Here is a 24,704-nt window from a genome sequence, read left to right on the forward strand (position 1 = left end):
CCGTTGACTCGGCTGTAGCACGTATGTAACCTTTGGCCAACGCACTGCAAGAATCTTGCAAATCACTGCTCGCTTTCGTTCTATAGCCTGCAACTTCCGGCTGGACCGCAACGCGTCCGTGCGTCCGCCCGGCTCCCATAAGGGAGGCCCCCGGTGATGTCGGTCTCGGCATCGCGCTGCCGGTCACCGCCGGCGTTACCAGCGCGGCCCCAATCCCCGATCCAGCGCAGCCCCTGTCCCCTCCCGCGCTCCGAGCGCGGCGTCATCCTCCCTGCCGGCGACCCCCGGCGCGGAGCCCGCGCGGGCCCTTCCGCGCCCCCCGCCTCTGCCTCTGGCTCGAGATCACCACCCCCCGGCGACCACTGCCGGCGCCACGGCGCCGCCGCGATCCGTCGTCCCAGACGAGAGATAGAGAACGCGATGAGAAAGAAGCACCCCCCGGTATTACGGCTGGTCGCGGCGCTGCTCGCGGCCGGCCTGCTCGTCCTGGCGGGCCCGGTCCTGCCGGCGTCCGCGGTGGCCGGGCCGAACCTCGCCACGGGCAAGACCGTCACCGCGAGCAGCTTCACCGACGTCTACACGGCCGGCAACGTCAACGACGGCAACCAGGGCACTTACTGGGAGAGCGCCAACAACGCCTTCCCGCAGTGGATCCAGGTGGACCTCGGATCCAGCAGGAGCGTCAACGGCGTCGTCCTGAAGCTCCCCACCTCGGGCTGGGGCGCGCGCACCCAGACCCTGACCGTCCAGGGCAGCACGACCGGGTCGAGCTTCTCCACCATCGTGGGCTCGGCCGGCTACACCTTCACCGGCGCCAACACGGTGACCATCGACTTCGCCACGACCACCACCCGGTACGTGCGGCTGACCATCACCGGCAACACCGGGTGGCCGGCGGGCCAGCTGTCGGAGTTCGAGGTGTACGGGCCGGTCACCGGTGACACCCAGGCGCCGAGCGCCCCGTCCAACCTGGCCTACACCCAGCCGGCCTCCGGGCAGATCAAGCTGACCTGGAACGCCTCCACCGACGACGTGGGCGTCACCGGCTACACCATCTACGCCAACAACGCCGTGCGCGGCACGGTGGCGGGCGGCGTGCTGACCTACACCGACTCCCAGCCCGACACCGCGACCGTGTCCTACCAGGTCACCGCCAAGGACGCCGCGGGCCATGAGTCGGCGGTCAGCAACACCGTCACGCGCGCGGGCAGCGGCGGCGGCGGATCCAACCTGGCGAGCGGCAAGCCGATCACCGCGTCGTCGTTCGTGCACACCTTCGTGGCCACCAACGCCAACGACGGCGACCTCACGACGTATTGGGAGGGCGCGGGGGGCAGCTACCCCAACACGCTGACCGTGCAGCTCGGCGCGAACGCGAGCGTCAACCAGGTCGTGCTGAAGCTGAACCCCGACAGCGCGTGGGGCACCCGCACACAGACCATCCAGGTGCTCGGCCGCGACCAGAACTCCACGACCTTCGCCGGCCTGGCAGCGGCCGCGACGTACACCTTCAACCCGGCGTCGGGCAACACGGTGACGATCCCGGTGTCCGCCACGGTGGCCGACGTCCAGCTCCGGTTCACCGCCAACTCCGGCGCGCCGGCCGGACAGGTGGCCGAGTTCCAGGTCATCGGCACGGCCGCCCCGAACCCCGACCTGACCGTCACCGGCATCACCTCCTCCCCCGCCTCGCCGGTGGAGACCGACGCCGTCACGCTGTCGGCGACCGTGCGCAACGGCGGCACGGCGGCCTCGGGCGCCACGAACGTCAACCTCTACCTGGGGAGCACCAAGGTCGGCACCGCGTCGGTCGGCGCACTGGCCGCCGGGGCCTCCACCACCGTCTCGGCCAACATCGGGCCGCGCGACGCGGGCACCTACCCCATCACCGCCAAGGTGGACGAGTCCAACGGCGTCGTGGAGCTGAACGAGGCCAACAACTCCTACACCAGCCCCACCTCGCTCACGGTCCGGCCGGTCGACAGCTCCGACCTGGTGCCCGTGGCAAGCTGGACGCCGAGCAATCCGGCGGCGGGCAACACCGTCACCTTCACCGTGGCGATCAAGAACCAGGGCACCGTGGCCTCCGCGTCCGGCGCGCACGGCATCACGCTGACCGTCACCAACGACGGCGGGACGGTCGTGCGGACGCTGACCGGCTCCTACAGCGGCGCGATCGCGGCCGGCGCCACCACGGCGCCGATCAACCTGGGCACCTGGACGGCGGCCAACGGCAAGTACACCGTCAGGACGGTGCTGGCCGCCGACGCCAACGAACTGCCGGTCAAGCAGGCCAACAACACCACCAGCCAGTCGTTCTTCGTCGGCCGGGGCGCCAACATGCCCTACGACATGTACGAGGCCGAGGACGCGGTGGCCGGCGGCGGCGCGCAGGTCGTCGGGCCGAGCAGGGACATCGGCACCGTCGCGGGCGAGGCGTCCGGCCGCAGGGCCGTGACGCTGAACGGCAACGGCAGCTACGTCGAGTTCACCACCAAGGCGAGCACCAACACCCTGGTCACCCGCTTCTCCATCCCCGACTCCTCCGGCGGCGGCGGCATCGACTCGACGCTGAACATCTACGTCAACGGCGCCTTCCTCAAGCCGATCAACCTGACCTCGCGGTACACCTGGGTGTACGGCGCCGAAGCCAGCCCGTCGAACTCGCCGGGCGCGGGCCCGCCGCGGCACATCTACGACGAGGCCAGCGTCATGCTCGGGCAGACCGTCCCGGCCGGCAGCAAGATCAGGCTGCAGAAGGACCCGGCGAACGGCACGACGTACGCGATCGACTTCATCAACTTGGAGCAGGTGTCGCCGATCGCCAACCCCGACCCCGCCAGGTACGCGGTGCCGGCGGGCTTCACCCACCAGGACGTGCAGAACGCCCTGGACAAGGCGCGGATGGACACCACGGGCACGCTGGTGGGCGTCTACCTGCCGCCGGGCACCTACGACACCGCCTCGAAGTTCAACGTGTACGGCAAGGCGATCAAGGTGGTCGGCGCCGGGCCCTGGTACACCCAGTTCCGCGCGCCGCAGAACCAGGAGAACACCGACGTCGGCTTCGACGCCTCCTCCTCGGCGAACGGCTCCTCCTTCTCCGGGTTCGCCTACTTCGGCAACTACACCAACCGCATCGACGGCCCGGGCAAGGTGTTCAACTGGGCCAACGTCGCCGACATGACGATCGACAACGTGTGGAACGAGCACACGGTCTGCCTGTACTGGGGCCAGAACACCGACCGGATCACGATCAAGAACTCGCGGATCCGCGACCTGTGGGCCGACGGCGTCAACATGACCAACGGCAGCACCGACAACCACGTCACCAACATCGAGGCCCGCACGACCGGTGACGACAGCTTCGCGCTGTTCTCGGCCATCGACGCCGGCGGGGCCGACGAGAAGAACAACCTCTACGAGAACCTGACCGCCCTGACGCCATGGCGCGCCGCCGGCGTGGCCGTCTACGGCGGGTACGCCAACACCTTCCGCAACATCTACATCGCCGACACGCTGGTGTACTCGGGCATCACGATCAGCTCGCTGGACTTCGGGTACGCGATGAACGGGTTCGGCGCCGACCCGCCCACCCAGTTCCAGAACATCTCGATCGTCCGCGCGGGCGGCCACTTCTGGGGCCAGCAGACCTTCCCGGCCATCTGGCTCTTCTCGGCCTCGAAGGTGTTCCAGGGCATCCGCATCAGCGACGTGGACATCGTGGACCCGACCTACAGCGGGATCATGTTCCAGACGCAGTACATCGGCGGCCAGCCGGTGAACCCGATCAAGGACACCATCCTGACCAACGTCACGATCTCCGGCGCCCGTAAGAGCGGCGACGCGTTCGACGCCAAGTCCGGGTTCGGCGTCTGGGCGAACGAGCTGCCCGAACCGGGCCAGGGCCCGGCGGTCGGCTCGGCGACGTTCAACAACCTGGTGCTGAGGGACAACGCCGTGGACATCAGGAACACCACCTCGACCTTCACCATCGTCCGCAACTGACCTGAGAACGACCCGCGACCGAACCGCGCGGCCGGCCCACGACCGAACCGAGACCGACCCGCGGCCGACCCGCGAATGCTCCCGGGGCACCATCGCCCCGGGAGCATTCGTGTCTTCCACGACCGGTATTGCCTACCTGCAATAAGGGGATTACGGTTGACCTTGCCATATCGAGGGGAAGACGCGATGACCTTGACGTTCCACTGGTTCCTGCCCACCTACGGCGACAGCCGGGACGTGGTGGGCGGCGGTCACGGCCTGCCCGCCGGCTCGGCCGGCGGCGCCCGGCCCGCCACGCTGGCCTACCTCCGGCAGATCGTGCAGGCGGCCGAGCAGCTCGGCTTCGTCGGGGCGCTCACGCCCACCGGCGCCTGGTGCGAGGACGCGTGGCTGACCACGGCCATGCTGGCCGTCACCACCGAGCGCCTGAAGTTCCTGGTCGCCTTCCGGCCCGGCTTCGTCTCCCCCACCCTGGCCGCGCAGATGACCGCCACCTTCCAGCGGCACTCCCAGGGACGGCTGCTGCTCAACGTGGTGACCGGCGGCGAGAGCCACGAGCAGCGCGCGTACGGCGACTTCCTGGACAAGGACGCCCGCTACGCGCGGACCGACGAGTTCCTGCACATCGTCAGGTCGCTGTGGCGGGGCGAGAGCGTCGACTTCACCGGCGACCACCTGCGCGTGGAGGGCGCGCGCCTGGACCGGCTGCCCGACCCGGTGCCCGAGGTCTACTTCGGCGGCTCCTCCCCCGCCGCGGGGCGGGTGGCGGCCCGGCACGTGGACGCCTACCTCACCTGGGGCGAGCCGCCGGCGGCCGTCGCCGAGAAGATCGCCTGGGTGAACGGCCTGGCCGCGGCCGAGGGGCGCGTGCTCAAGCACGGCATCCGGCTGCACGTCATCACCCGGGACACCGGCGAGCAGGCCTGGGCGCAGGCCCGCAGGCTGCTGGACGGCATCGACCCTGCCACCGTCGAGAAGGTGCAGGCGGGCCTGGCGCGCAGCGAGTCCGAGGGGCAGAAGCGCATGCTCGCCCTGCACGGCGGCAGGCGGGACGAGCTGGAGATCTATCCGAACCTGTGGGCGGGCGTCGGCCTGGTTCGCGGCGGCGCGGGAACGGCCCTGGTCGGCAGCCACACCGAGGTGGCCGACCGCATCGAGGAGTACCACCGCCTGGGCATCACCGAGTTCGTCATGTCCGGCCACCCGCACGTCGAGGAGGCCTACTGGTTCGGCGAAGGCGTCCTGCCGATCCTGCGCGAGCGCGGCCTGTGGCGCCACCCCGCCGCCACCGACGAGACCGCCACCGCCATCCCCTTCGCCGCCACCGGTTCGAGCTGACACCGGTTCGAGCTGATGCCTGACCCCGGACGAGTCCCGGCCTGCCGCTGACGCCCGATCCGGCCGCCTCTGGACGCGCGGCGCGTGAAGGCCGCGGGAGAAATCCTCCCGCGGCCTTCACCGTCGATTCAGCAGCCGGTGCCGGCCCCGGCCGGCCGGTTCACATCAGGTGGGGCCGGGTCAGGCCGGATCGGTCAGGTCGGATCGTGTCGGATCGGTCACGCCGGATCGGTCAGGTCAGAGCATTTACGGGCGTCGGGGTCCTTGGCGGCGCCGGGCACCCAGCGGACGTTGGCGAAGGACGCCGAGAAGGCGGCCTCGGTGTAGACCAGGAACGGGGTGTTGACGGTCTCGAAGTCCAGGTTCGGCGAGAAGCACGACACCGGGATCTTGACGGTGGCCTTGCTCCCCACGGGCAGGTTCTGGAACAGCGAGGTCGCCACCACCTCGGCCAGGCACGGGTACACGCAGTGCGAGCTGATCACCGTCCGGCCGGCCGGCGGCTGGTGGACGATGGTGTCGAACTCCAGGGCGGCGTCGGCGTTGAGGTAGCCGCGCAGGTCGGTGCCGCCGGCCGGGTCCTGCATGTAGAGCTGCGCGGGACCGCCGGTCCAGGTCGCCTTGAGGCCGTCCTGCTGGACGTTCACGTCGGAGGGCACGACGTTGATCTCGGTGTGGGCGGCCTCGCCGTCCGGGCCGATCTCGGTGCCGCCCCAGTTCTCCGCCGAGCCGATGTAGCTCTTGTACGGGGCGACGTCGGTGCGGTTGAACACCTCCAGGTCCTCGGTTGCGGTGCCTCCGCCGCCGGTCGCACCGCACCTGCCGGTCTGCGCGGTCTCGTCGAGGGTCCCCACCGCGCCGGTCTGCCCGTAGCGCAGGCCGTAGCCGATCGGGAAGAGTGGGTCGTAGTCCTGGTCGCCGGCGTTGAGCGGGGACTGGCAGGCGCCCTTGGGCCAGGAGTAGGACAGCTTGCCGGTGTAGCCCTGGCCCGTGCGCGGGCCGCGTACCAGCAGGTCGGCGACGCCGCCGCCCTCGGTGCCGGGCAGCCAGGCCGCGACGAACGCCTCGGAGCGGTTGAGCTCCTTGTTGACCTGCAGCGGGCGGCCGGAGAGGTACACGGTGACGACCGGGGCGCCCTTGCCGTGGACCTTGTCCAAGAGGGCCAGGTCGCCGGGGTAGAGCGCGGCGGCCTGCAGCGAGCGGCGCCCGAGGTCGCCGACGCCCTCGGCGTACGGGGTCTCGCCGATCACCGCGACGACCGCGTCGTACTGCGAGGGGTCGACGCCGTCGGCCGTCTCGCTGAAGGTGACGTTGGCGGCGCCGAGCGCCTCGCGCAGGCCGGCGAGGATGCTCGTGCCGTTGGGGAAGTCGGCGTTGGTGTTGCCGGTGCCCTGCCAGCTGAGGCTCCAGCCGCCGGTCTGGTTCTGCAGGCTGTCGGCGCTCTTGCCGACGACCAGCACCTTGGACCTGGGTGACAGCGGCAGCACCCTGCCGTTGTTCTTGAGCAGCACCTGCGACTCGCGGACGGCCTTGCGCGCCAGCGCCTTGGCCTGGAGGGCGTCGGCCGAGCCGGCGAAGGCGCGCGCCGAGGGCTTGGGCGCGGTGAACACCCCGGCGCGCAGCTTCACGCGCAGGATGCGGGTGACCGCGTCATCGATGCGCGCCATCGGGATCTCGCCGCTCTGCACCTGGGCGATGGTGTTGGCGATGAACGCCTTCCAGTCGTTGGGCACCATGATGACGTCGACGCCGGCGTTGATCGCCCGCGCACAACTGGAGTTGGTGCAGCCCGTGACCTGGCCGTGGGCGTTCCAGTCGCCGACGACCAGGCCGTCGAAGCCCATCTTGCCCTTGAGGATGTCGGTGAGCGCGCGCTTGCTGCCGTGCATCTTGCCCTCGTCGATGCCGAGGTCGGCGTTGGTCCAGCTGTTGAAGGACGCCATGACGGTCTGCGCCCCGGCCGCGAGCGCGCCGTAGTAGCCCTGGCCGTGGAGGTTGATCATCTCGGCCTCGGAGGAGGGGTTCACCCCCTGGTCGGTGCCCTTGATCGTGCCGCCGTCGCCGATGTAGTGCTTGGCGGTGGCGATGACCCCGGTGTCGCCGACGCCGCGGGGGTGCATGCCCTGCAGGCCGCGGACCGCCTCGTAGCCGTAGGCGCGGGTGATGCGCGGGTCTTCGGAGAAGCCCTCGTAGGTGCGGCCCCACCGGTCGTCGCGCACGACCGCGAGCGTCGGGGCGAACGCCCAGTCCTGGCCGGTGGCGCGGACCTGCTTCGCCGTCGCCGCGCCGATGTCACGGACCAGGCACGGGTCGTGCGCGGCGCCGAGCGCGATGTTGTGCGGGAAGAGCGTCGCGCCGTACACATTGCTGTTGCCGTGCACGGCGTCGATGCCCCAGATGACGGGGATCTTGGTCCTGGTGGCGAGGGACGCCTGCCAGAACGCGTCGGCGACGTCGAGCCACGCCTTCTGCGGCGCGTGCTTGTCGCGGCCGGGCCAGGAGCCGCCGCCGTTGAGGATCGTGCCGATGGAGTACTGCGTGACCTCGGCCGGCGTGATCGCGTTGATCTCCGGCTGGGTCATCTGGCCGACCTTCTCGGCGACGGTCATACCCGCGACGATCTTGGCGATGCGCCGCTCGTCGGCCGGGTTCTTCTTGACCCGGCTGTCGACCTTGGGCCAGTCGGACAGCTTGGGCAGGCTCTTCTCGATGCGGGCGCAGCCGTGCTCGTCCATGGCGGGCTTGCCGACCACCGGTTGCCTGTGGCCCTTCGCGCTGTCGGCGCCCGCGGTGGGCGTGCCCACGGCGCCGCCCGCGAGGAGCGCGAGGCCCGCCACCAGCGCCGTGGCGCCCCGGCGGGCTCTTGATCGGACAGGAGGTCTGGTCATGGAGCATCCGTTCTCGTTTGGACTGCGCGGATCGTCCGCGGCTCCCCCCGCAGCCGCACTGTTCGGATACTGACCATGTGACAGCGCCGAGTCAAGCGATGATAGAGCGCTCTCCGAGCCACATGGGGCGCCCGGTACGGCCCTGCGGGCGGCCCGCCACCCGGCGAACATTGGGCTGAGCAGGCGTTCGCGTACCGCGTCGGCGGACCGGGACGACGCGGGCCAGAGAGCGCTTTCACCCCCCGCCCGCGACCCGGCGGGCGGCCGAGGATGAAAGATGCCGCCGAGCACGCCGGCGCGGCAGGGTCGCTCGGTGGGGTCGGGCCGGTCGATGCGGTCCCGGTCGATGCGGTCCCGGTCGATGCGGTCAGCCGGTGCGGTCAGCCGGTCGATGCGGTCGGCCGGTGCGGTCGGCCGGTGCGGTCAGGCCGGTCGCAGCCGGAACAGCTCTTCGGCCGCCTCGACGCAGGAGGTGCCGAGCTCGTGCGCGGAGAAAAGGTGCAGCCCGTCGGCGGTCTCGATCTCCAGCATGTCCCAGCGCAGTCCGTACCGGGCGTTGGCGGCCACCCGGATGTGCTCGACCAGCGGCCAGGGCACCCGCTCGCGCCGCGCCATCCCGGTCACCACGGTGAGGCCCCCCTCGTCGGCGGCCAGCCGCACCGGGGCCAGCACGTCGCGCAGGGCGAACCCGGCCAGCAGCACGGCGGCGGCCGCGCACAGCAGCATGCCGCGCGTGTCCCCCGACACGGCGAAGGCGATGACGGCGAAGGCGGCCGCGGCGGCTCCCTTGAGGAGGGTGTACTCGCGCCGGACCCGCCACTGCCGGGAGAGGGCGGTCATACCCGAACGCTACCGTCCGCCCCGCGCGGCCCGGCCGTCTCCCGCCGTCCCGCCGTCCGCCGCCGTCCCGCCGTCCGCCGCCGTCTCGCCGTCCGCGGCCGTCTCGCCGTCCGCTTCGGGCCGTCCGCCCTCCGGCCGGCGTTCGCCCTGCCCCGGGCCCTGGCTCTCGGCCTCGCTCCCGGGCCGGGCCTCCCGGGGCTCGGCGCCGATCTCCCCCGGCATTCCGGCCTGCTCCTCGGCGTCCATCTTCCTGGTGTCGCGTGGCTCCACGTACGGCTCCCGGTCGGCGGGGTGGCCGGAGGCGATGGCGCGTCCCCGGGCCAGCTCGGCGTCGAACTCCACCCCCAGCAGCACGGCGATGTTCGTGATCCACAGCCAGACCAGGAAGACGATGACCCCGGCCAGCGCCGCGTAGGTCTTGCTGTAGGAGGAGAAGTTCGCCACGTAGAACCCGAAGACGAGCGAGGCGAGGATCCACAGGACCACGGCCAGCACGCTGCCGGGCGTCACCCAGCGGAAACCGGGCTGCTCGACGTTGGGCGCCGCCCAGTACAGCAGGGCCAGGACACCCATCACCGCCACGACCAGCACCGGCCACTTGGCGATGCTCCACACGGCGAGCCCGGTGTCGCCGACGCCGAGCAGCTTGCCGGCCTGGTCGGCGAGCCCGCCGGTGAACACCACCGCCACGGCGCCGGCGGCCATGAGCACGACGAGGACCGCGGTGATGCCCACCCGCAGCGGCAGCGTCTTCCAGATGGGCCGCCCCTCGGGCATCTCGTACATCACGTTCGCCGCCCGCATGAACGCCCCGACGTACCCCGAGGCCGACCACAGCGCGACCGCGATGCCGATGGCGGTGGTGATGCCGGCGGCGCGCGGGCTGCCCTGGAGCGCGGTCAGCACCTGGCCGAGGACGTCGCGGGCGGGCCCGGGGGCGACGGCGCCGAGGTTGTCGACCAGCGGCTGGATCGCGGGCCTGCCGAACAGCCCGAGCAGCGACACCGCGGCCAGCAGCGCGGGGAACAGCGACAGCACGGCGTAGTAGGTGAGCGCGGCGGCCCAGTCGGTGACCTTGTCCTGCTGGAACTCCTTGACGGTGCGCTTGAGCACCCCCCACCACGACCGTCCCGACAGTTGCAGGGGGCCCTCGGGCGCCGTCTCCGCGTCCCCGGACCGCTGGAGGTCTCGACGCTGGATGTCGTGGTAGGTCATCTCCCGCACCATCTCCACACCGGCGCGTCCTGCGCGCCTTCTTCCCGCCCTGCCTGTGCTCCGGCGGCTGCCCAGGTGCCCGCGCGGCAAACCCGCACAGGCCGGACGCCCCAGGGCCGGGGTCACTAAGGTCGGGGAGGAGATCTCCACCAGTGCCGGGAGGAAGCATGCGCGAGCGCCGCGAGACCGTCACCGTCGCCGACGGCGGGTTCGACATGGACGTCTGGGTGCCGGAGGCGGGCCGCGGGCCCGGCCTGCTGCTGATCCAGGAGATCTTCGGCGTCGGCTCCTACATCCGCAAGGTCGCCGAGGACCTGGCCGGGCGTGGGTACGTGGTGGGCGCGCCCGACCTGTTCTGGCGGCTGCAGCGCAACTGGGAAGCCGAGCACGACCAGGAGGGGCTGGCCGGCTCGCTGCAGCTCGTCGGCCGGTTCGACTTCGAGACCGGCGTGGACGACGCCGAGGCGGCGCTCGGCGTGCTGTCCGGCCTGCCGGAGGTCGCCGGCGGCGCCGGGCTCCTCGGTTTCTGTCTCGGCGGGTCGCTGGCGTACACGCTGGCGGCGCGCACCCGTCCCGCGGCCGTCGTGTCGTTCTACGGATCCTCGGTCCACGACACCCTGCACCTGATCGACCGCATCGAGGCCCCCGTCCAGTTCCACTACGGCGGCAAGGACCCCTACATCCCACGGGACAAGGTGGCCGAGGTCGAGCGGGCGGCGGCGGGGCGCGACCACCTGGAGGTGCACGTGCAGGAGGACGCGGGCCACGCCTTCCACAACTTCGAGGCGCCGATGTTCCACCACCCCGAGGCGGCGGAGGCGAGCTGGCGGCTGGCCATGGACTTCCTGGCCCGCCACCTGCCCGTCCGCTGACCCCGCGCCGGGGCGCCGGCTAGGGGATGAACCGCTCGTCGGGGACGCAGTGGGTCATCTTCAGGCCGGTGACGTCCCGGGGGCCGTTCTTGCCCAGGTTGGACAGCCGCTCGCGGTCCTCGTCGGTGAGGTCCTGGCTGGCCAGCGGTTCCAGGTGCGCGACGTCCTCGGGCCCGATGCCGAGGCCGGAGCCGACGCGCAGGCCGAGGTCGTCCTCGACCAGGAGCAGGTGCCAGACCATCCGCTCCTGGACGGCCCGGTCGCACTGGGCCAGCATGGTGGTGAGGTTCAGCACCAGGTCGTCGCGCTCCCACTGCTCCAGGAGCAGGTAGCGCTGCCCCGCCTGCGTGTAGTCGTTGGTCCGCGGGATGCGCTTGCGGGTCACCCGTCCGCTGATGACCGGGCCCTGCTCGTCGTGCGAGGGGTACTCCGCCTCCCGGAGCCCGCCGGTGATCGAGGGCTCGTAGTTGACGTGCGGGTTCTCGCCCTGGCCGTCGACGTGGTAGGTCATCAGGCCGTCGCGCTGGTTGGTGCGCACCTGGGCGTTCTTCGCCTGGTTCACCGGGAGCTGCAGGTAGTTCGGACCCACCCTGTACCGCTGGGTGTCGCTGTAGGAGAAGGTCCGGCCGATCAGCATCTTGTCGTCGGAGAAGTCCAGCCCGTCGATCAGCACTCCGGTGCCGAAGGAGATCTGCTCGTTCTCGGCGAAGAAGTTGGCGACGTTGCTGTTGAGCACCATCCGCCCGACCGGCAGCGCGGGGAACCGGTCCTCCGGCCACACCTTGGTGTCGTCCAGCGGGTCGAAGTCCAGCTCGGGGTGCTCGTCGTCGCTCATGATCTGCACCAGCAGCTCCCACTCGGGGTGGTCGCCGCGGTCGATGGCGTCCTGCAGGTCCTTGGTGGCGTGGCCGAGGTCGCGGCTCTGGACGACCGCCGCGTCCGCCGCCGTCATGCTCCTGACGCCCTGCTTGGGCATCCAGTGGTACTTGACCAGGTGGGTCTCGCCGCGGGCGTTCACCCACTTGTAGGTGTTCACGCCGAATCCCTGCATGTGCCGGTAGTCGGCGGGGATGCCGCGCGGGCTGAACAGGTTGACCAGCATGTGCATGCACTCGGGCGTCTGCGACATGAAGTCGAAGATGCGCCTGGGCTCCTGCCGGAACGTCACCGGGTCCGGCTTGAGGGCGTGGATCACGTCGGGGAACTTGATCGCGTCTCTGATGAAGAAGACGGCCAGGTTGTTGCCCACCAGATCCCAGTTGCCGTGCTCTGTGTAGAACTTCACCGCGAAGCCGCGCGGGTCGCGGGCCGACTCCGAGGAGTCCCGGCCGCCGATCACGGTGGAGAACCGCACGGCGACGTCCGTGCGCTTGCCCGGCTCGCTGAACGGGACGGCGCGGGTGTACCGGCTGATGGGCTCCTCTCCCAGGTAGCCGGTGGCCTCGAAGTAGCCGTAGGTCGTGATGCCGCGCGCGTGGACGACGCGCTCGGGGATGCGTTCCCGGTCGAAGTGGCTGATCTTCTCCAGGAACTGGTAGTTCTCCAGCGTGGCCGGTCCGCGCGCGCCCACCGTCCGCTGGTTCTGGTTGTCGTAGACCGGGTGGCCTTGCCGGTTGGTCAGCACCGGGCGCTCGTCACCCGGCTGGGGACCCTTGCTCGACACGTCCGTCATGACGACGGCTCCCTCCGTTGGCGGTCGGTCGTCCACCCCTATCCGCGTCACGGCAAACTAAGCCCCTTGCCGGGTCAAATGTCCGCCGTGCGAAGATCCGCGGGTCGAACGGCTTCCGGCGGGGCGGGCGGGTTTTCCCGACGACGCGCTGCGACGAGTGCGCTCACCCGCCCAGACAGGCGCCGGCGCCGGTGATCTCGGCCCGCATGTTGCGCTCCATCATCCGCACGGCCGCGTCGGCGAGATCGCCGTGGATGTCGGCGACGCAGTCGCGGGGGATCTCGATCGCGTAGTGGCGCACGTAGGCGTCCAGCGCGGTGTACAGAATGCACTGCTCGGTGACCTGCCCGGTCAGGATGACCTTCTCCACGCCCTGGTGCTGGAGCAGGTACTCCAGGGACGTGCCGAAGAAGGCGCTGTGCCGCACCTTGGGGAGGAACGCGCAGTCGTGCGGAGGCAGCAGCGGCTCGACCAGGTCGGGCCGCCTGCCCTTGCGGGCGCGGTCCTCGATCTCCTCCCGGGAGGCGGTGAAGTCCCCGTGGTTGTCGTTGACGTAGACCAGTTCGACGTCCTCGCGCCCATGGGCCCGCCGCACCAGCCCGGCCAGCGGCGGCACCACCCGCTCGGCGCTGGCCTCCAGCAGTTCGACGTCCTCGTGCGCGTACGGGCTGAGCATGTCGATCACAAGGAGCGCGGTAGTCGCCATGTCTCCCTGCATGCCCAGCCAACCCACCAGAACACCCGCGACGCCGTGCATAGATGACGTAGATCCTCAACGATCGATCACACTGTCTAGACGATATGTAGTAGATGTACTACATTCCATGCCATGAGTACTGCAGTCGTGGACCCACGCGAAACGGGTCGTCCACGCGGGCTCCAGGCGCCGTCCCGCAAGGCCGCAGCGCGAGGAGAGCGCCGCGATGTCCGGTGAAGACGTCTACAACCGCATCTCCATGCTGCGCGTGGAGCGCGGGGTCTCGCGCAAAGATCTGGCCGCCGCGCTCGGCGTCCACTACCAGACCATCGGCTACCTGGAGCGAGGCGAGTACAGCCCCAGCCTTCACCTGGCGCTGCGCATCGCGGAGTACTTCGACGTACCGGTGGAGATCGTCTTCTCGCTCACGCCGTTCCCCCGGCTGGGCAGTGAGGTGGTGAAGTGATGAAGCGAACCGAAGAAGAGCGCTTCGAGGCCGCCCGGCGCGGCGTGCCGCTCTTCTGGTACGGCACCCGCAGGAGCAGGCGGCTCACCGTCATGCTCGGCGCCGCCGCGCTCGGGCTGCTGTACGTCAGCGCGGTCGTCTGCTGGTTCCTCGGGCCGGGCGACCCGGCGATGTGGACGACGTTCGCCCTCGCGGCCCTGTGCCTGGTGATCGGCGCGTGGGTGTTCTGCGTTCTGTACGTCGCCTCCGGGGGCGCGATCGGCGTGGCGCGGCACAAGCTGGACGAACGCCAGCTCACCGAACGGCGGCTCGCCCACGCGGCCGCCCATCGCGTCACGGCCTTCCTGCTGGCGATGACCGCGTTCCTGGCCCTCCAGCTGGACGGCGACGCCGACCATTTCCTCCGCCTGCCGGCTCCGACGGTGTTCCTGTGGCTGTACGCGCTGTTCTGCACCCACGTGCTGCTGCCCCAGCTGACGGCCGGCTGGCGGCTGCCCGACCCGCTGACCGAGGAGGACGAGGCCGGGGCGGGGGCGGGGGCCCTGGCCTGACCGGTGGCCTCAGTGTGAGGCCGGGGCGTAGGCGGGGGCCGCGCGGGGGCGGCGGGATGGACGCCAGGTGGTCAACATCGCCAGGGCGAGCAGCAGTTCGGCGATGTCGCCGCCGTAGTACATGATCTCGGCCGCGCCCTGCCGCTCGGCGGCGGGCGCGTCCAGGCCGGGCAGCAGCCCGGCGTACATGAGCTGCGAGAGGGCGGCGTGCGCGGCGATCGCCACGCCGAGAACGACCAGCCGACGCGGCACCGGCGGACGGCGCGGAGCCGGGTCCGGCCCGGCGATCACCCAGGCGAACAGGCAGCCGGCCGCCACCACGTGCGCGTGCACCAGCACGTGCAGCGCGGGGCTGCCGCTCGCCGCCCGGTACAGCGGCGTGGCGTACAGGGCGGCCAGGCCGCCCAGGTTGATCGCCGCCGCCGTCCACGGGCCGGCCACCGCGTGCAGGTACCGGCTCCTCAGCACGGCGGCCACCGCCCGCCGGCCACGGGGCCCCGCCGAGCGCAGGACGAGCGTCACCGGGGCGCCGAGGACCAGCCCGAGCGGCGCCAGCATGCCGGCGAGAAGGTGCTGGATCATGTGCCCGCGCAGGTCGTGCGCGGCGAGCGTGGCCACCGGCGGCAGGAACGCGGCGGCCAGCAGGACGGTCCCGGCGAGGAAGGCGGCCGTCCGGCGATGGCTCCAGCCCCGGGCTTCCCGGCGCCGCCGCGCGGCGGCCAGGGCGTAGCACCCGGCCGCCAGGACGGCCACCATCACCGGCAGCAGCGCCACCACACCCCCGTGCGCCCCGGCGCCGTGACCGTGCATGTCGTGCGGGGACACCCTCACGCCCCCGCGTCCGGGCCCGCCGGCCCACGGCGGATCCGGAGCCGGACGGGGCTCATGCCCTCTCCTCCTGGCCGGCCGGTTCCCGGCACAGGTCCACCGTGGTCGCGCCGCGGGCGAGAAGCCACCCCCCTGCCATCAGGACGGCGCCGAGGGCGAGGAAGCACAGGTCCCACCAGGTCTGGTACGGGCCGGCGCGCACGTGGTGGATGCCGAGGATGTGGTGGTCGACGATGCCCTCGACCAGGTTGAACAGTCCCCACCCGACCAGTCCCCAGCCCCACAGCTCGCGCGACCTCCACACCCTGCCGCGCGAGCGGGTGACCCGCGAGTACAGCAACCCGAGCCCCGCGAGCACGGCGACCCAGGTGAACACGTGGAACAGTCCGTCCCACAGCGTGTTCATCCGCAGTCCGGGGACGGTCTGCGGCGAGTAGTACCGGATCCCGATGTTGTCGGTGTCGGTGCTGCTGAGCATGTGGTGCCACTGGAGGACCTGGTGCAGCAGGATGCCGTCGACGAAGCCGCCCAGACCCACGCCCAGCACCACGCCCGGCAGGGCGAGGCGCCGCCTGCCGCCGGCCGCGCGGGCCGGCCCGCTCGTCGTCATGGCTCCCCTGTCCGTCGGCCGCCGGAGACCTCAGGGGCCGGCCTCGCCGGACCCTCCACCGGGCTCCCTGCCCCGAGGCGGTCCGGGTAAGCCGGACTTGATCATGTGCTTGCCCGGGCGCATCCCCCGGCGCCGGTCACAGGTCGCGGCGGAAGATGACGACCAGCACGCGCAGCGCCAGGATCGAGGCGACCACCAGCAGGTTGTAGGCGAACAACTGGTAGAGGCCCACCTGGGCGGTCACCTTGGGCCCGCCGTCGACGCCGAGCAGGAGCACCGCCATGATCCCGGCGGTGGCGGCCAGCACGGTCAGCAGCACCTGGTGCAGCATGCCCGTGACGTGCCTGCGGTCGCGTTCGTCGGCGAACAGCCGCACGTTCACCGACAGGCGGCCGTTCTCCGCCGCGCCGGCGATGCGCTCGAGGCGGCGCGGCAGGCGGCGCAGCATGGGCAGCAGGGCGGTGGCCTCGTCGGTGACGGCCCGGCGGATGGTCGCCGGGTCGCGCGACTCGGCGAAGTGGCGGGCGCCGAACGCGCGCGCCTCGGCCACCAGGTCGAAGCCGGGCGCGAGCGCGGTGAGCGTCCCCTCGACGGTGGCGAGGGTACGGAACACCGCCGCCACCTCGGGCGGGACGGACAGGCCGTGCCCGGAGACGATGCCGAACAGGTCGGTGAACATCCGGGCGCCGGCCGTGGCGCCCGCGCCGTTCATGTGGCGGGCCATGAACCGGCCGAGCTCGCGCTCCAGCCGGGCCTCGTCGATCTCGTCGGGCCGCGGCACGACCTCCAGCAGCGCGTCGGCCACCCCGAGCGGGTCGCCGCGGTCCATCGCCAGCAGCAGCCGCTGGAGCGAGGCGCGCAGCGAGCCGTCCAGCCGCCCCACCGAGCCGAAGTCCAGCAGGCCGAGGCGCCCGTCGGCGAGCAGCAGGATGTTGCCGGGGTGCGGATCGGCGTGGAAGACCCCGTCCACCATGATCTGCCGCAGCAGGGTCCCGAGCAGCGTGCGCGCCAGCGCGCCCGCGTCCGGCGCCCCGCCCGCGTGACCGTCCCCCGCCTCCCGCACGCCGCCCGCGTGACCGCCCCCGGTCTCCCCCGCCCGGCCCGCGTGACCGTCCCCGGCCTCCCCCGCTCCGCCCGTGTGACCGTCCATGGCGTCCCGCGCCGTGCCGGTGGCCGCACCGTCGTGCCCCGCGTCACCTGCGGCCTCAGCGCCCGCCGTCCCCCAGGCGTCAGCGTCAGCGGCGTCGCCGGGCCGCGACGCCGGGGCGGCGGTGTCGAGCGGCGTGCCGTCCAGGCGCTCCATCACCAGGACCCGCCGGCCGGACAGCGGCAGGTGGGGGGCCGGGACGTGCACCTCCGCGTCGCGGGAGGTCGCGGCGACGGCGGCCATGTTGGCGGCCTCCACGCGAAAGTCCAGCTCCTCGCGCAGCGCCTCGGCAAACCCCCGCGCGAGGTCGCGGACGCCGATCGCGCGCCCCCACCGCGTGCGCGCGGAAAGGGTGAGGGCCAGCCGCGCGACGATGTCCAGGTCGCGTTCGACCACCTCGGTGATGCCGGGGCGCCGCACCTTCACCACTACCCTGTCACCCGAGCGCAGCCGCGCCGCGTACACCTGGGCGATGGACGCCGAGGCGAGGGGCCGCCGCTCGAACTCGGCGAACACCTCCTCCACCGGGCCGGGCAGCTCCTCGGCCAGCACGCGCTCGACCTGCTCCCACGGCGCGGGCGCCGCCCGGTCGCGCAGCAGCGCCAGCTCGTCGATGAACTCGGCGGGCAGCAGGTCGGGGCGGGTGGACATGATCTGGCCGAGCTTGACGAACGTGACGCCGGCCTCGTCCAGAGCCAGGCGCAGGGACCGCGCCACCCGCGCCCGCCCTCCGGCCCCGTCGTCGGGGCGGCGTCCGCGCAGGTACGGACCGAGCCCGTGGCGGGCCAGGATGCGGACGATGGCGAAGTACCGGCGCGATCTGGCGGCTCTGCCGCGCAGCGACCGCGCCAGCTCGACCGGACCGGGCAGCGACCCCGCGGGCACGAGAGCCTCGGCCACCGCGAGGAAGACCATCGCCGCGAGCAGCGCGCACGCCACGGCCAGGATCAGGAACCACAGCGGGGTGAGGCTGGAGTCCTGCGGGGAGACCGACCCCGCCAGCGCCTGCATGATCGGGCCGGCCAGCAGGAACGCCAGCGCGCCGGCGAGCAGGCCGCGGACCACTCCGAACCGCAGGTTCAGCAGCCGCCGCGCCGCCACGGCGAACGCGCCGATCATCACCAGCACGGTGACGGCGATGACGATCGTGATCCCCACGTCCACAGGCGGCCTCCGCGCGGTCTGTCCACCGGCCCGTGGCGACGCCCACGACGGCCGGGCCGACACTATCGCGGGCTTAGGCGGCATTTCCTCGGATATACGCGGAAGATCCACCCGACCGGCAGACGGTCCCGGCCCGGCCTGCAGGGCACAATCGGTCATGCCCGGGATGTCGGCCGTGGAGTGTCCCGACCGGATTTCGGAGTCGCCCGGGCGGTGAGCGAAGGAGGCCGGCCGGTGCGCGCGGTGCAATATGACGGGTTCGGCGAGCGGCCCGAGGTGCGGGAGGTGGCCGATCCGGCGCCGGGGCCCGCGGGGGCGGTGATCCGGGTCGAGGCGACCGGACTGTGCCGCAGCGACTGGCACGGGTGGATGGGTCACGACCCCGATATCCAGAAATTTCCGCATGTGCCGGGGCACGAGCTGGCCGGGGTGGTCGAGGCGGTCGGCCACGACGTACGGGCGTGGCGTCCCGGCGACCGGGTCACCACCCCGTTCGTCTGCGCGTGCGGGCGCTGCCCCGCCTGCGCGGCCGGAGACCACCAGGTCTGCGAGAACCAGACGCAGCCCGGGTTCACCCACTGGGGGTCCTTCGCCGGCTACGTCGCCATCGGCGACGCCGACGTCAACCTCGTCCGCCTGCCCGACTCCATGTCCTATCCGACCGCCGCGAGCCTCGGCTGCCGCTTCGCCACCGCCTTCCGCGCCGTCGTCGCGCAGGGGCGGGCCGCGCCGGGCGAGTCGGTGGCGGTGTACGGGTGCGGGGGCGTCGGGCTGTCGGCCGTGATGATCGCCGCCGCGGCCGGGGCCCGCGTCGTCGCCGTCGACGTCTCTCCCGCCGCCCTGGAACTGGCCACCCGCTTCGGCGCCGCGCACACCGTCCTCGTCCCGCCCACGCCCGCCGAGGGGCAGGATGGGTCCGCCCAGGTACGCGAGATCACCGGTGGCGGCGCGCACCTGACGATCGACGCCCTGGGCAGCTCCGCGACCCTCGCCGCGGCCGTGGAGAGTCTGCGGCGCCGGGGAAGGCACGTCCAGGTCGGCCTGCTCCCGCGGGCCGCCGGGCACCCGGCCGTCCCGATGGACCGCGTGATCGGGCTTGAGTTGTCGATCCTCGGCAGCCACGGCATGGCCGCGCACGCCTACCCGCCCATGCTGGCGATGATCGCCGACGGCCGGCTCAGCCCCGACGCGCTCGTCACCCGCACGATCCCCCTGGAGGAGACCCCCGAGGCCCTGGCCACCATGGCCACCGGCCCGGCCGGAATCACCATGATCGTCCCCGCCCGCCCATGACCCCAGCACGGCCGTCCCTGCCCGCACACGACCCCGGCGCAGCCGTCCCCGCCCGTACATGACCCCGGCGCAGCCGTCCCTGCCGCACACGACCCCCGGCACTGCCGTCCCTGCCGCACACGACCCCCGGCACGGCCATCCCTGCCGCACACGACCCCGGCACGGCCATCCCTGCCGCACACGACCCCGGCACTGCCGTCCCTGGCCGTGCATGACCCCGGCGCGGCCGTCCGGCGCTTCCCCGGACGCCGGTGACCGCCCTTGGGACGACAGCGCCCCTCGCGCGGCGCGGGGGGCCGCGCGGGCGTGCGGGCGGGTGGCGGGCGGAATCGGCGGCGCTCTATTTCCCGTCTTCGGCCTCGCGGATCGAGGACGCGCAGCCCCTGCTCCACCCCACGTGTAGGCCGAACCGGGCCTCTGGGCGTCCACATCCGTGCGGTCGCGTGGCGGTGGCGGTCGTCCGAACCTGGTAGGAAGGTATCCACGCCTGCCCTGAAACCTGCAGGCCGAGGGAGTGATCATGCAGTTTGGTGCCGATCCGCAAGCAGGATTGGTCGTGTTCTCCAGGGGCGGCAAGAGCGCGATCGTCGTCGAGGCGCAAGGTGAGCTCGACTACCGTTCCGCGGTCATCCTGCGCGACGAACTCGGCCGTGCCTGGAGCATGCCTGGAGTGACGGCCGTCATCCTCGATGTCGCCGAGGTCACGTTCTGTGACTCGGTGGGGTTGAGCGAGCTCATCGCCGCTCTGCACCACAGCCAGGCGGCCGGGCAGGGCTTCATGCTCAGCGGTGTCCAGGGCACGCTGCTCCGGGTGCTGACCATCACCGGACTGCGCGCGGCGTTCGACACCTACGAGAGCGTTGACGACGCCATGCTCCGCGTCTCCCCCTCCGGGAGCGGAGCGACGGAGACCCTTGATCCCCTCGGCCTGGCGGGCGCCACCGGCCCGCACCTCGGCGGCGCGGCCCCCATGGACACCATCGGCCCAGGTCAGGCGGACGACGTCCTCACGAGCGTGAGCGGAGCAGGTCAGGGGGACGACGCGTCCACGGTCGCGGGCGTGCTCCAGCAGGCCGACGACCTGCCGCCTCCCGACTCGGCCTCCCCCATCCCCCCTCCCTGAACCTGACCAGCCGCCTCCCACCCGGCCTCCAGCGATACACCAAGCCGCAGGGCGCACCCCGTGTCCAGACAGAACCCAGGACACCCCCCAGCCCGAGCGCGTCGCCCTTCAGCCCTGGGTGGACCTTCCCCCGGACGGCACGCCGCCAGCCTGGAAAAGGCCACCTTCCCCAGCCAGGAGCGTCACACCCCCGCCAGAAAAGACCCTCCCCCGCAGGGCACGCAGTCGACCCCTCCTCCGCAGGGCACGCCGTCGACCGGAGGAGCCCACCTTCTCCGGCCGGGTCCGTCACACGCCCCGCCGGGGAAGACCTCCCCCCGCAGGGCACGCCGTCAGATGGAAGAGCCCACTTTGGCCGGCCGGGTGCGTCACCCTTCCCGCTTGGGTGGATCTTCCCCCGGCGCCGGGGCGGCGGGATGGTGGGCGGTGGATCCGGCGCCGTCGCACGGCGGGCGACCGGTGCACCTCCGCAATCGCCCTGGAGCGGAAAGCCCACCTTCTCCAGCCAGGAGAGTCGCACTACCCGCCAGAGAAGACCCTCCCCCGCAGGGCACGCCGTCAGATGGAAGAGCCCACTTTGGCCGGCCGGGTGCGTCGCTCTTTCCGCTTGGGTGGATCTTCCCCTCGGCGCCGGGGCGGCGGGATGGTGGACGGTGGATCCGCCGCCGTCGTACGGCGGGCGACCGGTGCGCCTCCGCGGTCGCCCTAGAGGCGCACCTCGTACTCGGGGGAGCGGCGCCGGCCGGGCTGGCCGGCGGTGACGGTGGGCTCGATCTTGCGGATGTAGCCGGCCGCCTCCAGCAGGTCCAGAGCGGGCACCATGGCGGCGACGCGCTTGAACCGGCGGGCGAGGCGGCGGAAGATGTCGCGCCGCCGGAACCGCTGGGCGCCGGTCCTGCGGATGCATTCGAGCACCGCGCGCGCGTCGTCCGGCAGGGCGTCATCGGATCGGGCGGGCGGGGTGACCGAGATGATCTGCATCCGGGAGGCGCTCTCGTTGCGGATGCGCGAGATCTCCAGGATCAGATCGTCCAGGTCCACCAGCATCCGGGTGGCGGCGCGGAAGCGCTCGAAGTCATCCTGGATCAGCAGCAGCCGCTCGGCTTCGTCACGCATGGCTGAATAATGTCATTTGTGGCATTAATGTCAACACATTCGCGAAGCCCTACTTAACCGGATTTTCGCGGCCCTCCTCAAGGTTGTCCAGCATGCGGCGAAGCACGCCCGTAAGCTGCCGCGACTCCTTTTCGGAGAACCCGTCCAGCAGCCGCGTGACCGCCTGCCCGAAGATTGGGAGCGAGCCGCGGCGCGAGCCCCCTCCCCGGGGCGGTCACCTCGATCACGATCAAGGGACGGTTCCGGACGCGGTCAGGTGCGGGTGCCGGTGGAGGCGTCGGCGAGCGCGTAGGCCAGGGCGCTGTCCAGGTCCAGCTCGCGGCCATGGGCGAACGCCGTGTCGAAGTCGCGGTCGCCGAGAACGGCCCTGGCCCGCGACTCCGCCTGCTCACGCAGGCCGTCGGCGCGCGGCAGGCACAGCCGCAGCCCGTAGCTGCGCTCGACCAGTTCGCCGCTGCCGAGCAGTCGCGCCGCGCGGTCCATGTCGCCGAGGCCGGCGGCCGTGCGGGCCAGGCTCGCCAGCACCATCGCCATGCCGTGGCTGTCGTGGACCAGCCATTTGTGGCGCAGCGACGCGCGCGCGTACCGGTCGGCCGCCGCGTAGTCACCGCGGTCGGCCTCGATGAGACCGCGGACCCACTCCCCCGACGAACGCACCCAGATGTCGCCCCGGGAATCGCACAAGGACGCCTGCAGGCGCAGGCAGCCGAGGGCCCGGTCCGACCTGCCGAGCCGCATGAGCGCGTACGCCTGCCCGGTGAGCGCCATCGCCAGGCCGGCCCCGCGGTCGCCGCCCTGCTCGTGGGTCCCACGCGCTCGCTCGTACATCGACAGTGCCTCTGTGACGTACCCCCAGCGCAGGCCGGTGTTGGCGCAGCAGAGGATGCCCCAGCCCGCCGCGGCCAGGTCGTCATGGGAGAACGCCTGCGCCATGCACTCGGTGGCCAGGTCGTTGGCCTCGTCCAGGTCGCCCTGCAGGTCGGCGAGCCACGCGCACGCCCACAGCGCACGCGACAGCGCCCGCCCCGAGGGCTGGACCAGCTCCAGCGCCCGCCGCAGGTGGCCGCGGCCCTCCTCGACCAAGCCGCAGGCCAGCCACAGGTAGGTCAGCCGTCCCGCGAGGTCGAGGCCGGCGGTGTGCTCGGCGGGCTCGGCCAGGCAGAAGCCGAGCGCCTCCCGCAGATTGGGCAGCTCGTGGCGCATCCGGGTGTACCAGGACACCTGCTCGGCGCCGAACCACTCGGCGTCGAACCGCCGGGCCAGGTCGAGGTAGTGGTCGCGGTGGCGGCGCCGGACCCCGGCCGTCTGCCCCAGCTCGCGCAGCCACACGGCGCCGTACTCGCGGATGGTGTCGAGCATGCGGAAGCGGACGGCCGCGCCGGCGTCGACGCGCGACACCACCGACGCGTCCACCAGGGCGAGCAGCACGTCCTCGACGTGCTCGCGGCCCAGTCCGGCGCCGACCTCGTCCTCCGCGTCCGCGCACACCTCCTGCGCGGCCGCGAGGTCGAAGTCGGCCGGGAACACCGACAGCCGGGCCCACAGCAGGCGCTCCAGCGGCTCGCACAGTTCGTGGCTCCAGCCGATCGCCGTCCGCAGCGTCCGGTGACGCGCCGGGCCGGGACGGCGGGTGTCGGACAGCAGGGCGAAACGGTCGCCCGCACCGGCCGCGACCTGCTCGAACGACAGTGACCGCAGCCGCACGGCGGCCAGCTCGATCGCCAGCGGGATGCCGTCCAGCCGCCGGCACAGCCGCGCCACCTCCGGGGTGGCCGCGAACCCGGGCACCAGCGAGGCGGCCCGGTCGGTGAACAACGCCACCGCCCCCCTCGGCCCGCCCCCGGACGACGCCGCGCCCCCGCTCGACCCGCTCCCGGACGAACCCACGCCCCCGCTCGACCCGCTCCCGGACGACGCCGCGGCCCCACTCGGGTCGCCCTCGCCGTCCGCGTCCGTGGCCACGGCGTCCGCGCCGTCGGACGGACCGCCGCCCCGCCCCGCGTCCCCGTCCTGACCGGACCCGCCGTCTCGCACGCCGCCGGCCCCGGTCGGACCCGACGCGTCGTATCGCACGCCGCCGGCCCCGGTCGGACCGGACGCGCCGTCTCGCACGCCGCCGGACGCGGTCAGGCCGGACGCTCCGTCTCGCGCGTCGCCGGCCCGTAACGGGCCGGGCCGGCCGTCCGGTGCGCCGCCGGACGGCGCCGTGTCTTCGCCGTCCTCGCCCGGGCCTGGCTCGCCCTCCACCGGCAGCGGTTCGACCTCGAAACGGGCCTCGCCGAGGACGCCGAGCACGCGCCGGCTGGTGGCAAGGACCCGGACTCCGGGCGCGGCGGCCAGAATCGCGCGCACGGTCGCGGCGCAGGCGTCCGTCAGGTGCTCGCAGGTGTCCAGGACGAGCAGCGTGCGCCGCCCCGCCAAGAACTCGCCGAGAACGGCGACCGCCGTGTCGCCGGGCCGGGCGCCCACGCGCAGCGCCGCGCGGATCGCGTCGCCGACCATCTCGGGGGCCCGCAGCGAGGACAGCTCCACGAACCACGCGCCGCCGGGGAAGCGGCCCGCCACCTCGCGCGCGACCCGCGTCGCCAGCCGCGTCTTGCCGACCCCGCCCACGCCTGTGAGCGTGACCAGCCGCGACTCCCCCAGCATGCGCGCGATCGCGGCCACCTCACGACGCCGCCCCACGAAAGTGGTCATATCGACCGGTACGTTGCTCGTGTATGCCCCGGCGGGCACATCCATGGCCAGCCCCACGTCGCCTCGGCTCCAGATGCCCCGCAATCGTAAATCAGTCCGCCCCGAATGCACAGATCGACTTTCTCGGTTCACTGCGCCGGAGGCGAAATACTTCACCCGGCGGCCGTCCCACGAACCTC

17 protein-coding genes are annotated in these 24,704 nt (G+C 72.4%); 7 read left to right on the forward strand and 10 right to left on the reverse strand.

The window, feature by feature from the left end; genetic code table 11:
* The first annotated feature begins 420 nt into the window (after nt 1–420).
* Both ABZU32_RS11240 and ABZU32_RS11245 read left to right on the forward strand, forming a co-directional pair.
* Complete coding sequence (locus tag ABZU32_RS11240) at nt 421–4,008, forward strand: discoidin domain-containing protein (RefSeq protein ID WP_354920324.1); 3,588 nt, start codon at nt 421–423, stop codon at nt 4,006–4,008.
* A gap of 186 nt (nt 4,009–4,194) precedes the next feature.
* Complete coding sequence (locus ABZU32_RS11245; protein WP_354920327.1) at nt 4,195–5,346, forward strand: LLM class flavin-dependent oxidoreductase; 1,152 nt, start codon at nt 4,195–4,197, stop codon at nt 5,344–5,346.
* Between the two features lie 218 nt (nt 5,347–5,564).
* Here the strand turns inward: ABZU32_RS11245 and ABZU32_RS11250 are convergent, their stop codons facing one another.
* From ABZU32_RS11250 to ABZU32_RS11260, 3 genes are all read right to left on the reverse strand, one after another.
* Complete coding sequence (locus ABZU32_RS11250) at nt 5,565–8,234, reverse strand: exo 1,3/1,4-beta-D-glucan glucohydrolase (protein WP_354920330.1); 2,670 nt, start codon at nt 8,232–8,234, stop codon at nt 5,565–5,567.
* A 423-nt stretch (nt 8,235–8,657) separates the two neighbouring features.
* Nucleotides 8,658–9,074 carry a PH domain-containing protein gene (locus ABZU32_RS11255; RefSeq protein WP_354834127.1) on the reverse strand — a complete coding sequence of 139 codons (417 nt, stop codon included), beginning with the start codon at nt 9,072–9,074 and terminating at the stop codon, nt 8,658–8,660.
* 9 nt (nt 9,075–9,083) lie between these two features.
* The gene (locus ABZU32_RS11260; protein ID WP_354920333.1) at nt 9,084–10,289 is read right to left on the reverse strand and encodes a YhjD/YihY/BrkB family envelope integrity protein; all 1,206 of its coding nucleotides are present in this window, start codon (nt 10,287–10,289) and stop codon (nt 9,084–9,086) included.
* Nucleotides 10,290–10,456: 167 nt separating this feature from the next.
* Between ABZU32_RS11260 and ABZU32_RS11265 the strand changes: the two genes are divergently transcribed.
* Nucleotides 10,457–11,161: a dienelactone hydrolase family protein gene (locus ABZU32_RS11265; RefSeq protein WP_354920336.1), complete on the forward strand. Its 705-nt coding sequence runs from the start codon at nt 10,457–10,459 to the stop codon at nt 11,159–11,161.
* A 19-nt stretch (nt 11,162–11,180) separates the two neighbouring features.
* On the opposite strand, the gene ABZU32_RS11270 is transcribed toward ABZU32_RS11265, so the two are convergent.
* Both ABZU32_RS11270 and ABZU32_RS11275 read right to left on the reverse strand, forming a co-directional pair.
* A complete protein-coding gene (locus ABZU32_RS11270) occupies nt 11,181–12,833 on the reverse strand; it encodes a catalase (RefSeq protein WP_354920339.1) in 1,653 nt (550 codons plus the stop codon).
* A gap of 163 nt (nt 12,834–12,996) precedes the next feature.
* Entirely contained in the window at nt 12,997–13,539 is a 543-nt protein-coding gene (locus ABZU32_RS11275) for an isochorismatase family cysteine hydrolase (RefSeq protein WP_354920342.1), read from the reverse strand.
* Nucleotides 13,540–13,756: 217 nt separating this feature from the next.
* Here ABZU32_RS11275 and ABZU32_RS11280 point away from each other — a divergent pair, with 217 nt between their 5' ends.
* Entirely contained in the window at nt 13,757–13,996 is a 240-nt protein-coding gene (locus tag ABZU32_RS11280) for a helix-turn-helix transcriptional regulator (RefSeq protein WP_354920344.1), read from the forward strand.
* A complete protein-coding gene (locus ABZU32_RS11285) occupies nt 13,996–14,547 on the forward strand; it encodes a hypothetical protein (RefSeq protein ID WP_354920347.1) in 552 nt (183 codons plus the stop codon). The genes ABZU32_RS11280 and ABZU32_RS11285 overlap by 1 nt, the downstream gene beginning before the upstream one ends.
* Before the next feature lie 9 nt (nt 14,548–14,556).
* On the opposite strand, the gene ABZU32_RS11290 is transcribed toward ABZU32_RS11285, so the two are convergent.
* The 3 genes from ABZU32_RS11290 to ABZU32_RS11300 form a co-directional block, all read right to left on the reverse strand.
* On the reverse strand, nt 14,557–15,378 hold the full coding sequence (locus tag ABZU32_RS11290; protein WP_354920350.1) for a cytochrome c oxidase assembly protein: 822 nt from the start codon (nt 15,376–15,378) through the stop codon (nt 14,557–14,559).
* 52 nt (nt 15,379–15,430) lie between these two features.
* The gene (locus ABZU32_RS11295; RefSeq protein WP_354920353.1) at nt 15,431–15,985 is read right to left on the reverse strand and encodes a DUF2243 domain-containing protein; all 555 of its coding nucleotides are present in this window, start codon (nt 15,983–15,985) and stop codon (nt 15,431–15,433) included.
* A gap of 136 nt (nt 15,986–16,121) precedes the next feature.
* Nucleotides 16,122–18,296, reverse strand: coding sequence for an AarF/UbiB family protein (locus tag ABZU32_RS11300; protein ID WP_354920356.1), 2,175 nt, complete (start codon nt 18,294–18,296; stop codon nt 16,122–16,124).
* A gap of 234 nt (nt 18,297–18,530) precedes the next feature.
* Here ABZU32_RS11300 and ABZU32_RS11305 point away from each other — a divergent pair, with 234 nt between their 5' ends.
* Entirely contained in the window at nt 18,531–19,589 is a 1,059-nt protein-coding gene (locus ABZU32_RS11305) for a zinc-dependent alcohol dehydrogenase family protein (RefSeq protein ID WP_354920359.1), read from the forward strand.
* Between the two features lie 520 nt (nt 19,590–20,109).
* On the forward strand, nt 20,110–20,712 hold the full coding sequence (locus tag ABZU32_RS11310) for an STAS domain-containing protein (RefSeq protein ID WP_354920362.1): 603 nt from the start codon (nt 20,110–20,112) through the stop codon (nt 20,710–20,712).
* A gap of 705 nt (nt 20,713–21,417) precedes the next feature.
* On the opposite strand, the gene ABZU32_RS11315 is transcribed toward ABZU32_RS11310, so the two are convergent.
* Nucleotides 21,418–21,828, reverse strand: coding sequence for a hypothetical protein (locus ABZU32_RS11315; protein ID WP_354834162.1), 411 nt, complete (start codon nt 21,826–21,828; stop codon nt 21,418–21,420).
* Between the two features lie 252 nt (nt 21,829–22,080).
* Nucleotides 22,081–24,525: an NB-ARC domain-containing protein gene (locus ABZU32_RS11320; RefSeq protein WP_354920365.1), complete on the reverse strand. Its 2,445-nt coding sequence runs from the start codon at nt 24,523–24,525 to the stop codon at nt 22,081–22,083.
* Nucleotides 24,526–24,704: the final 179 nt, after the last annotated feature.

The sequence above is a fragment of the Sphaerisporangium sp. NPDC005288 genome (assembly GCF_040607475.1).
Classification (GTDB): domain Bacteria; phylum Actinomycetota; class Actinomycetes; order Streptosporangiales; family Streptosporangiaceae; genus Sphaerisporangium; species Sphaerisporangium rhizosphaerae.

Coding starts and splice junctions, on each gene's coding strand:
- ABZU32_RS11240 (WP_354920324.1), top strand. CDS start 421: ATGAGAAAGAAGCACCCCCCGGTATTACGGCTGGTCGCGGCGCTGCTC.
- ABZU32_RS11245 (WP_354920327.1), top strand. CDS start 4,195: ATGACCTTGACGTTCCACTGGTTCCTGCCCACCTACGGCGACAGCCGG.
- ABZU32_RS11250 (WP_354920330.1), bottom strand. CDS start 8,234: ATGACCAGACCTCCTGTCCGATCAAGAGCCCGCCGGGGCGCCACGGCG.
- ABZU32_RS11255 (WP_354834127.1), bottom strand. CDS start 9,074: ATGACCGCCCTCTCCCGGCAGTGGCGGGTCCGGCGCGAGTACACCCTC.
- ABZU32_RS11260 (WP_354920333.1), bottom strand. CDS start 10,289: ATGACCTACCACGACATCCAGCGTCGAGACCTCCAGCGGTCCGGGGAC.
- ABZU32_RS11265 (WP_354920336.1), top strand. CDS start 10,457: ATGCGCGAGCGCCGCGAGACCGTCACCGTCGCCGACGGCGGGTTCGAC.
- ABZU32_RS11270 (WP_354920339.1), bottom strand. CDS start 12,833: ATGACGGACGTGTCGAGCAAGGGTCCCCAGCCGGGTGACGAGCGCCCG.
- ABZU32_RS11275 (WP_354920342.1), bottom strand. CDS start 13,539: ATGGCGACTACCGCGCTCCTTGTGATCGACATGCTCAGCCCGTACGCG.
- ABZU32_RS11280 (WP_354920344.1), top strand. CDS start 13,757: ATGTCCGGTGAAGACGTCTACAACCGCATCTCCATGCTGCGCGTGGAG.
- ABZU32_RS11285 (WP_354920347.1), top strand. CDS start 13,996: ATGAAGCGAACCGAAGAAGAGCGCTTCGAGGCCGCCCGGCGCGGCGTG.
- ABZU32_RS11295 (WP_354920353.1), bottom strand. CDS start 15,985: ATGACGACGAGCGGGCCGGCCCGCGCGGCCGGCGGCAGGCGGCGCCTC.
- ABZU32_RS11310 (WP_354920362.1), top strand. CDS start 20,110: ATGCAGTTTGGTGCCGATCCGCAAGCAGGATTGGTCGTGTTCTCCAGG.
- ABZU32_RS11315 (WP_354834162.1), bottom strand. CDS start 21,828: ATGCGTGACGAAGCCGAGCGGCTGCTGCTGATCCAGGATGACTTCGAG.
- ABZU32_RS11320 (WP_354920365.1), bottom strand. CDS start 24,525: ATGACCACTTTCGTGGGGCGGCGTCGTGAGGTGGCCGCGATCGCGCGC.